The organism is Synechococcus sp. R5-15 (assembly GCF_047462035.1).
GTDB lineage: Bacteria > Cyanobacteriota > Cyanobacteriia > Thermostichales > Thermostichaceae > Thermostichus.
This window is the reverse complement of sequence record NZ_JANSIK010000163.1, coordinates 1-9,342: the sequence shown is the minus strand read 5'-3', so window position 1 is coordinate 9,342 and position 9,342 is coordinate 1. Positions and strand designations below refer to the sequence as shown.

At 60.4% G+C, this 9,342-nt stretch carries 11 protein-coding genes; 2 read left to right on the top strand and 9 right to left on the bottom strand.

What is annotated here, in order from left to right:
* Positions 1-684 precede the first annotated feature (684 nt).
* Entirely contained in the window at positions 685-948 is a 264-nt protein-coding gene (locus NW839_RS12315; RefSeq protein ID WP_011432677.1) for a sulfiredoxin, read from the top strand.
* Here NW839_RS12315 and NW839_RS12310 read toward each other — a convergent pair.
* From NW839_RS12310 to NW839_RS12295, 4 genes are all read right to left on the bottom strand, one after another.
* Positions 934-1,623: a response regulator transcription factor gene (locus NW839_RS12310; protein WP_011432676.1), complete on the bottom strand. Its 690-nt coding sequence runs from the start codon at positions 1,621-1,623 to the stop codon at positions 934-936. The genes NW839_RS12315 and NW839_RS12310 overlap by 15 nt on opposite strands.
* Positions 1,624-1,813: 190 nt before the next feature.
* Entirely contained in the window at positions 1,814-2,602 is a 789-nt protein-coding gene (locus tag NW839_RS12305) for an ABC transporter permease (protein ID WP_414351701.1), read from the bottom strand.
* Positions 2,599-3,402, bottom strand: a complete 804-nt coding sequence (cobA, locus tag NW839_RS12300; RefSeq protein WP_414380682.1) for a uroporphyrinogen-III C-methyltransferase — start codon at positions 3,400-3,402, stop codon at positions 2,599-2,601. The genes NW839_RS12305 and cobA overlap by 4 nt, the downstream gene beginning before the upstream one ends.
* Before the next feature lie 43 nt (positions 3,403-3,445).
* Positions 3,446-4,240: a sirohydrochlorin chelatase gene (locus NW839_RS12295; protein ID WP_414351699.1), complete on the bottom strand. Its 795-nt coding sequence runs from the start codon at positions 4,238-4,240 to the stop codon at positions 3,446-3,448.
* Positions 4,241-4,382: 142 nt separating this feature from the next.
* Between NW839_RS12295 and NW839_RS12290 the strand changes: the two genes are divergently transcribed.
* A complete protein-coding gene (locus NW839_RS12290; protein WP_414343721.1) occupies positions 4,383-5,336 on the top strand; it encodes an asparaginase in 954 nt (317 codons plus the stop codon).
* 4 nt (positions 5,337-5,340) lie between these two features.
* Here the strand turns inward: NW839_RS12290 and NW839_RS12285 are convergent, their stop codons facing one another.
* From NW839_RS12285 to NW839_RS12265, 5 genes are all read right to left on the bottom strand, one after another.
* Positions 5,341-6,027 (bottom strand): DUF3318 domain-containing protein, encoded by a 687-nt coding sequence (locus NW839_RS12285; RefSeq protein WP_414329157.1) that lies wholly within the window; start codon positions 6,025-6,027, stop codon positions 5,341-5,343.
* 324 nt (positions 6,028-6,351) lie between these two features.
* On the bottom strand, positions 6,352-7,110 hold the full coding sequence (locus NW839_RS12280; protein ID WP_011432665.1) for a hypothetical protein: 759 nt from the start codon (positions 7,108-7,110) through the stop codon (positions 6,352-6,354).
* A gap of 66 nt (positions 7,111-7,176) precedes the next feature.
* Positions 7,177-7,716, bottom strand: coding sequence for a 5-(carboxyamino)imidazole ribonucleotide mutase (gene purE / locus NW839_RS12275; RefSeq protein ID WP_414351697.1), 540 nt, complete (start codon positions 7,714-7,716; stop codon positions 7,177-7,179).
* A gap of 14 nt (positions 7,717-7,730) precedes the next feature.
* On the bottom strand, positions 7,731-8,822 hold the full coding sequence (locus tag NW839_RS12270) for an L-threonylcarbamoyladenylate synthase (protein WP_414329155.1): 1,092 nt from the start codon (positions 8,820-8,822) through the stop codon (positions 7,731-7,733).
* 24 nt (positions 8,823-8,846) lie between these two features.
* Entirely contained in the window at positions 8,847-9,206 is a 360-nt protein-coding gene (locus NW839_RS12265; protein ID WP_414329154.1) for a YihY/virulence factor BrkB family protein, read from the bottom strand.
* Between the last annotated feature and the right edge of the window lie 136 nt (positions 9,207-9,342).

Genomic DNA, 9,342 nt, shown 5'->3' with positions numbered 1-9,342 from the left:
TAACTTCCGCATTCCTCCCGACACTGACCCTACGGGTACAGTGCGGGGCTCCTGCGATTTCTAGCTGAAGTTTTTTTCTGGAGCCAGAGGGATCCCGGTCGCTATTCCGGTTGGCGGAGCCTAGCAGTCGCAATGGAGCTGACCGCACGGCCACTGTCGGTGGTGGCAGCAATGCAGGAAATCCGGGATCCGGTGTCGGTCATGGCCCAGAAGCTGCTGATGCTTTTGGCCGTAGAGGTGGGTTGAGCCGGGCCGATGGGGGATTCTACTGCCTGGGAGTCTGGGGATTTTTCCTGAGCAGGGATCCACACCACAGGTTCCTCACCCCGTTGAGCTACTGCAACTTTTGGGGCGGGATGTTCTGGGGTGGGCTCAGGGGCTTCTTCTCTGCGGGCGGCCTCTGCAGCAGGGACATTCCGGGGAGAGGGCTGCTGAACCAGCCTCTTGTCAAGGGGTGGTCGTGGCGCGGCAGCGGGAGGTGCAGGGGGGGCTTGGCCGGCGATCTTTCCCCATAAGGCTTTGAGCAGTTGCCACATGGCTGGGTTGGCTACTGAGGGAGAGAGCAGTGAGGAATGGTGTTATCCTGCCATGCTCTGGCCTGAGAATCCATCCCCTCTGCCAGTCTTGATAGAGCAAAGTCATAACGAGTATGATTAAGTAGCTTGCTTAGGGAGAAAGTTCAACATGGCGCAGATTCGCGAGATTCCCCTTGCCCAAATTCGCCGCCCTTTGCCGCGGCAAACGGATCCGGATAAGGTGCAGGCGCTGATGGCTTCCATTGAAGCAGTCGGCCTACAGGAGCCCATTGAGGTTTTGGAAGTGGAAGGGGAGTATTATGGGTTCTCCGGCTGCCATCGCTACGAGGCATTTGTCCGCTTGGGCAAGGAGCGGATCCCCTGCCGGGTGCGAAAAGCGCCACGTGCTGTTTTGAGGCTACACCTGGCCTGAAAGGGATCCCTTCTGGCCCGGCTCCTCTTCGGCGGTGTAGCCCCGTTCGTAGGCAAAACGCACCAGTTGCGAGCGATTTTCCAAAGAAAGCTTGCTGAGGATGTTGGTCAGGTGAGTTTGCACAGTGCGCGGGCTGATGAACAGCTTCTCGCCGATTTGCTTGTTGGTGAAGCCGCGAATGACTTCCCGAAAGACCCGCTCCTCAGCAGGGGTCAGAGGCAATTCGGGTGGGGTGGGGCGGGGGTCCGCTTCGGGTTTTGGCTGGGACTGCTGTTGGATTAGCCGCAAAATTTCCGATTGGGTGCGGCGGGAGCGTTCAATCTGGGCCTCGATTTTGGCCACCAACTCCAGGGGTTCAAAGGGCTTGATGATGTAGTCATCCGCCCCCCGCTCGTAGCCCTGAACTCGGTCATCGATCTCTCCCCGCGAAGAGAGAAAAATGAAGGGGACGAGCTCGCCGCCGCGCTGTTGGCGCAGCTGTCGGCAAAACTCGAAGCCGTCCATTTCCGGCATCACCACATCTGAAACCACCACATCCGGCTGCTCTTGGGCAAACAGACGCAACCCTTCTACACCCGAAGCGCCTGTACAAACCCGATAGCCATGCTGAGTCAGGTGGCGGCTCAGCACCTTCAGGGAGAGGGGATCGTCATCTACGACCAGTACACGCTTCATGAGGACTCGAGGAGGCTGTTAGGGAAAAGGGTAAAGCGCTATTACCCGTTATCTGTCGCTATTTTAGGGAGACGGACAGGATTCGTCATTTGGCTACGGAGACTGAACCCATGATAGTGGTTTCAGAAGTGGTCTGGTTGAAAGCTGAGAACCACGGTGGCTGTAAAGATGGGGGATTGAACCTGGGCCTCTAAGCTCCCATTCCCGAGTACTGTTGCAAGCCTTTGCGCCATAACCAGCGATTGGCCAGCCAAAACAGGCCCGCCCAGGCCAGGCCCATGCCAAAGCCGCCCAGAATATCCACCGGGATCCCTGCCCAGAGGCTGGCGGGAAAATGCACCAGGTAGGGGAAGGGTGTCCAGGCCAAGAGCTGGCGCACGGGGGGTGGGAACACCTCAAGAGGAGCGATCACCCCCGAGAAAAACAAGTACATCAAAAAATGGAACTGCTCCAAGGCCGTCACCCGCTCCACCCAAAAGGCCAGCAGCGCCAAGGTGTACTGCATGAGAAAGCGCAGGGCAAAAGCCAGGAGAATGGCCAGGGATCCCAGCCCCGCCTGGGCCCAAGAGGGGATCCAAAAGGCACGGGGGTAGAGGACGAAGAAAAGGGCGATTAAAACCAGGGTAAAGGGGAGACGGGCCAAGCGCTCCATCAGGTGGCTGGCCACATGGTGCCAAGCGGGATCCAGAGGCTGCAACAGGCGAGGAGATAATTTGCCTTCGACCACCTCTCGCTCAAAGTCCCAGATGACCCAGACGATGGTGAACTGGCGTACCAGGAACACCGCCAGAAAGTAGCGGATGAACTCCAGAGCAGACAGCGAGAAGTCTCCTGAGCGGGCTGCCTCGCTCCACACCCCCATCATGATCAGGGGCAGGGATCCGGCCAACACCCACAGGATCAGCTCGGCCCGGTACTCCAGCATGTAGGCGTAGTAGGCGGAGAAGAGGGCACCCAACTTGCGAAAGAAGGCGTTCATGGAGATTCCGGTTGCGCAAGCGCTGCGGAGCAATACGAGACTGGCGGACGCAAAGTGGGCAACAAGCCGGCCAGGCTGACCACCGCTCCCACCACAACAATTGAAGGCGGTGCTACGGGCGAGGGCTGCCCAGCCAGAGTCTGCAGGCGGAGCAGATGAATCTCTTGCTCAGGGGTGGTGCCCCAGCGGATCAGGGCAACCGGGGTATCGGGAGCTTTCCCTCCGGCCAACAATTCAGCGGCAATGTGGCTGAGGTTGTGCATGCCCATGTAGATCACCAGGGTTTCCACCGCCCCGGCCAAAGCCCGCCAATTGACCTGAGGGCGGTATTTCCCTGCCGCCTCATGTCCGGTAACAAAAGCAACTGAGGAGCTGAGGTCGCGATGGGTGAGAGGGATCCCGGCATAGGCGCTGGCGGCAATGCCCGCCGTAATTCCCGGCACCACCTCCACCGGGATCCCGGCCTGCACCAGAGCCAACATCTCCTCGCCGCCTCGCCCAAAGATGAAGGGATCCCCCCCTTTGAGCCGCACCACCACGGCTGCCGTCCGAGCTTTCTCCATCAGCAAGGCTGTGATCTGCTCCTGGGGCAAGGTGTGAGCGCCGCAGTGTTTGCCAGCATAGATCCGTTCTGCCGTCGGCGGGATCAGCTCCAGGATGGAGGATCCCACCAGAGCATCGTAGATGACCACATCCGCGTGGGCGAGTAGTGCCTTTCCCTTCACCGTCAGCAGCCCTGGATCCCCAGGCCCTGCCCCCACCAAATACACTTTGCCCATCTCAAGTCCTGGTCGCGTCATTGCTGTTGGAAATATCCATTTTGAGGGAACGGGAAAGATTCGGCTATTCCAGCGCCGGGCTAAAAGCCTGGAGTGTCTCCACAATGGCCTGCATCAGTTGAGGATCCCGCCAGAGGGGCGGCTCCACCTGGATTTGGAGCAGAGGCCATTCCCGCTGTAATCGCTGAGCCTGTTCTTGTAGGGCGCGCAGCAGACCGCCTGGAAAGAGAAAAAACGGCAGCACCCGTAGACGGCACTGGCTAAGGCGCAAGCAATGGATCACGACCGCTTCTAAGGTGGGGGACTGGGCAACAAAAGCCACATGCAAGGGGATCTCGGGCAAGCGCCGTTGCACAGCTTGGATCCCGGCTTGGAGTTGGGCGGCAAACCCCGACAGACGGCTGCCATGGCCGAGCACAATCCAGGCATCGGCCCGTTCGCCGGGTCGCCTGAGCGTTGCAGAGCAAGAGGACTGTGGAGCCAGAATGCGAGCCGCCAACAGATCCAGGAGGGCTGGGTGCTGGCCAATGGGAGGCGTTAACCGGATGGGCAGGCGCGGCCAGCGAGCTTGAACCTGCTTCACCGCAGCCGGTAAATCCTCTTCCACATGGGATCCCTCGCCCATAAACAGCGACAGCAGCACCACTTGATCGGGAGATCGGCCTGCGCCCAGCCAAGCTGCCAGCCGTCCTTGAATCTGTTCGGCCAGGGTGAGAGGCTGACCTTCCAACTGGGCCAGCTCCACCGGCTGGGGAGCCAGCTGCTGCTGCACCCGGGCCAACAAATCTGCCAAAGCCTGCTGATAATCGGGATCCCGGCTGCCGTGACAGACCAAAAACACCAGGGGATTGGAGGACATGGCAGAGGTCAGGGATCCGAGCGAAAGGGTTCCATTTTGCTACTTTAGGGGATCCCGCCAACTTCTCGCGTAGGATCTGCGCGTATGATTTGAAGAGTACACACCCTCTTTCCCAGCTTCGTCAGCCCTTTCCCAGGTTTTCATGTCATTTGAGAATCGTTCCACCGCCCCTGAACTCTTAATCCATGTCTTGCGGGAGGGGTTGACCGAATCTATCCATCATTGCCAAGCTGTCGTGGCCGATAGCCGCGGGCGTTCTCTGGCCATGGCCGGCAACAGCACCACCCCCGTCTTTGCCCGTTCTGCCCTCAAGCCTTTCCAAGCGCTGGCCATGCTCTCCACCGGCATCCGCGAGCGCTACCGCCTCACTGAGAAAGATATTGCCATCATGTGCGGATCCCATCAGGGCACCACGGCTCATGCGCGGCAGGTGTTCAGCATACTGTGGCGGGCCGATCTATCTCCCGATTTGCTGGTCTGCCCCACCCCACCCGGCAAGCCCAGCCCCCTTTGCCACAACTGCTCCGGCAAACATGCCGGCATGCTTATGGCCAGCCGCGCCCAAAACTGGACCTTGTCGGACTATGCCCAGCGGCAGCATCCGGTGCAAGCGCTGGTGCGGGCCAAGTTAGCGGATTTGCTGCAAATGCCCTCGGAGGAGTTTTTGTTTGCGCGGGATGACTGTGGGGTGCCCACCTACCAATTGCAACTGAACCACCTGGCTTCTCTATTCGCCCAACTGACCGCCGGCGAGCGGCCCGACTTGGAATCGGTAGCACGGGCCATGACCCATCACCCGGAGATGGTGGCCGGACAGGGGTGTTTCGACACGGAATTGATGCGGGCCACTCAAGGGGATCTGGTGAGCAAATCGGGTGCTGAAGGGATCCAATGCATTGGCCGGGTAGGGGAAGGCATGGGCCTGGCCATCAAGGTTCAGGATGGAGCTGCACGGGCCAAATATGCTTTGGCTTTGCACCTGCTGCAGCGCATGGGCTGGATCCAGCCTGCCGCCGCCGAGATGCTGGGGGAGCGCTTCCTTCGCGTTGGCCCCTACACCCGCCTCGAGGTAGAAGGGGAGCTGCGCATGCCTTGAAGACTCAGCGCTGGAAGGGGTTTTGGTAAGGATTGGGGCCGGGGTTGGAGCTCTGGCCTTTGTTGCGGTACTTAGGATTGATGGTCAAGGTGCCGGATCCCAAACCCCGCTGCGCCAAGAACTCCAGGTTGCGGCGGCGCATGGTGGTGTCGTAGTCGTTCTTGACGCGATCTTCGAGGATGGCCACCTGCTGCAGCGCGCTCAGCAAGATAGCAGCAGCTTGCTCGGAGGTGTAGCCATTCTGGGAGGCATAGCGCACGGCAAACTCGTCGGCTGCTACCTGGGCCTTCTGGCCCTTCTCCGCTTTGCGCAACAGAAACACCGCTGACGCGGCCAAGCCTGCTGCTAAGCCAACGCCGAGGTTATCTCCCATCTGCAGCTCCACCAAAATGCCCATGCTGCCGGCCCCGATCAAGGCGGGATACAGCAACAACGCCGACCAGTTATCCCCCAAAGCCAGCTCTGTGGCCATCACCGCTTCTCGCAAGAAGTAGATCTTCTGCTGGTCAGGGCTCAGCTTCTGCCAACGGCTGAGGTCAATGGCAAAGCGAGAGTATTTCTGCCAGGGAAAGCGCCACAGCGGCTGCACAACCCGAGACTGGTCAGGGGTGCCGATCTCGATCTGCACTTCAGGGCGGATCTCCACTGGGAGAAACTGGATCAGGCGGTCAAAGTCGGAAATGGTATACATGCTGGCACAGTGCGGCTAAGGGAGCGGCTGGAGAGGATTACCCATAGTAAAAGATTCTAGCCTTCCTTGCAGGCCAGCTCCAAGCAAGCTTTTTGCAATGGGGCTGGCGGCAGAGGGACAAGCCTGAGCCTAGATGGAAAGGGGGTATGCCGCGTAACATACTCCCGACCCTGTAGCTAGCTTCCCGCAGGGTTGCTACGCATACAGCGCGGGGCTTCTCGGCGGTTTAGCTAAACCTGAGGTGAGCAATCTATTTGGCGGATTGCCCAAGGGACTGAATTTATCATCCCAGTCAAACCCTTGAGGACCAAGACAGCCGTTATCTTAGTTTGAAGAGGGATCCCTGCTGGGGTGTTTGAGATTGGTCAAATCGTTGAGGCGGCGCAGGATCCCCCATCCCTGTAGGGCCTCCAGCAGGGCTTCCCGCACAACCGCTACCGTCTCTTGGTCGAGGGCCAACCGCAGATAATCCACCGCCAGCCGGGTTTGCTCGGGATCCAGGTGGGACATTAAGCTCTGCAAGCGGCGAACGCCCGCCAGCCGTCGGAAGGGATCGGGAGAAGCAATGTCGCTGAGGTCGCGCTCCAATTGAGACCGTTGCCGCTCTTGTCGGCCCCTGAGCCACTCCCCAAACAGCAGCGACAACAAGGCTAGAGTGGCCAATCCCTGTAGAATGGCACCGGTGGCCAGCCAGCGTTGGGTGGATTCTGCCCAGATGGAGATGAGGGTGTAGGTGCCCAAGGTGGCGGCTGCTCCCGAACCAATTGCCAGCAAAAGCCAGCGATCCGCCTGCCGAAACCAAGCTTGCCACTCCTGCCAGCGGCGGTTGAACTCAGGGCTGCGCACCCCCTGTAGCCCCAACATCACCAAGGTGCCCACCCCCAGAGAGAGCGCCAGCCGCCCATTCCAGAAGGCCAGCCCTGCCAACGCCAAGGCCGACAGAGCCAAAACCCGCCACTGTGGCCCCGATAGGATCCACAGAGCAACTTGGGATCCCGTCTCCACTGCCCCACGCCCCACCCGCTGCAGATATTCTGGCCAGGATCCCTGGCCGGAAGAAGGGCGACCCGATTGATGCTTCACCGATGGCAACTCCCAAAACTCGGCCCTATCTGGCCCTTTGCAAGCGGCAAGATAGATCAACGCTCCTTAAATTATGCTCTTATGCTTTATAGAGTCGAGGTAGGCTTTCCACCCTTGGGTTTGCAACTGGTCGTTTTTCTCCTGCACCGCCTGTTTTAGGCTTTCCCGATAGGCGATCACCCGCCGGAGCAGATCGGGATCCCCACTGGCTAGGATCTGCACCGCCAACAGACCCGCGTTGTAGCCGTTGCCAATGGCCACCGTGGCCACCGGGATCCCTTTGGGCATTTGCACAATCGAGTATAAGGAGTCGATCCCCTGCAGGGATGGGCTGAGCACCGGCACCCCGATCACCGGCAGGGGGGTGAGAGAGGCCACCATCCCCGGCAAATGGGCTGCTCCCCCTGCCCCGGCAATGATGACGCGGATCCCTTGGGTATGGGCGCGGCGGGCAAACTCTACCATGGCCTCGGGGGTGCGGTGGGCGCTGAGGATCTGCATCTGGTAAGGGATCCCAAACTCCTCACACACCTGGGCGGCAGGTGCAAGGGTGGGCAAATCGGAATCGCTGCCCATTACGATGGCAACGAGGGGAGAGAGTTCCATATCGCTAAGCGACGCTAACGCGAAAGGCTGCTGGCCCGGCGTAGCCGATCCATCATCGCATAGCCCAACCCCGTCGAGATGGGTGGGGGCTCTGCCAGCAGGAGCGTAGCATCTCCCTCATCCAGGCGGCGCAGGCTGGCAAAGAGGGCGCGGGCGGCTGCCTTGGGATCCGAACCCAAACACTCCAAACTGAAAGTGATCCCCGGCCAATGGCGGGAGAGGGTGTTCAGCAGAGCCTGCGGATCCGTGGCAAAGCTGAGGATGCCCAGGTGGGAATGACCGGTTGTCAGGTGCTGCACCTGTTGCCAATCGCCGGGCTGAAGCTGGGCAAAAGGGGTGGGCAAAAGCCGGAGGGGCTTACTGGGGGCATAGTGGCTGCTCAGTCGTCCCGGCGCTTCTGGCGGGCCCGTTGTGCCATCCTTGGGGGCCTGTTCTGGGGGCAACCGGATGGGCAACCCCAGGTGGGCCTCCAGGGCTTCCAGTGGGATCCCTCCTGGGCGCAGCAGCGTTGGGATCCCCTCGGGGCTGAGCTTTAGCACGGTGGATTCTAGGCCCACGGCACACTCTCCCCCGTCCAAGATGTAAGGGATCCGCCCTCCCAACTCTGCATAGACGGCCTGGGCTGAGGTGGGGCTGATGCGGCCAAAGCGATTGGCACTGGGGGCAGCCAGAGGGGTTTGCACCGCCTGCAACAAAGCTTGAGCCACCGGGTGAGCAGGCACCCGCAGGGCAACAGTAGGCAACCCGCTGCTCACCAGATCCGGCACGGTGGGACACTTGGGCAGCACCAAAGTCAGGGGCCCCGGCCAGAAGGTGTCGATCAGGGATCCCAGCAAAGCGCGAGCGGCGGGAGTAAAAGCCGACACGTCCACCAGCCACCCCTGCAATTGCTCTAGGGTCACCCCAGCCGGCAGATGCAGGATCAGGGGATCGAAGCGGGGGCGCTCCTTGGCGGCAAAAATGTTCGCCACTGCCTGCTCATCCAAGCCATGGCCCGCCAGGCCGTAAACCGTCTCCGTGGGGATGGCCACCAACTGGCCCTGCAGCAAGGCCGCAGCCGCTACGGCAATGTGCTCAGGAGTGGGCGAAAGAATTTCCGTCTGCATCCATAACTCGGATTTGGGGTGGGGCTAGGGATCCCGTTCTGCAATCCATTTTCGCGCCTGGTAGAGGGCGATGTTGATTTGATCCCCAAACAGCAGCGCCAAGGAAGTGAGCCAAACCCAGAGCAGCAGCACAATAACTGCCCCCACCGCCCCGTAGACTTGGTTGAACTGCCCAAAGTGCTCCACGTAAATCCGCAACCCCCACGACACCCCAACCCACAGTAGGCTGGCCGCGATGGCCCCCGGCCAAATCGGGATTTGGGGTCGGCGCAGGCTGGGGCCAAATCGATACAGCACCCAGCAGGAGAAGACGACCAGCCCCAAGGAAATTGGCCAAGTGAGGATCCCCCACAAGTTCAACCCCAGCTCTCGCAGGGGATCCAACTGAGTCGGCCCGCCAACCTCCTGGGCTAAGGATCTCGCTTTCCTGTACAAGAAGCGCAAAAAGCTGGCAGTAAACTACCCGACCCTGACTGCTTCGCAGTACAGGGCGGGCTTTCGGTAGCCCTGCAGTTGGCAA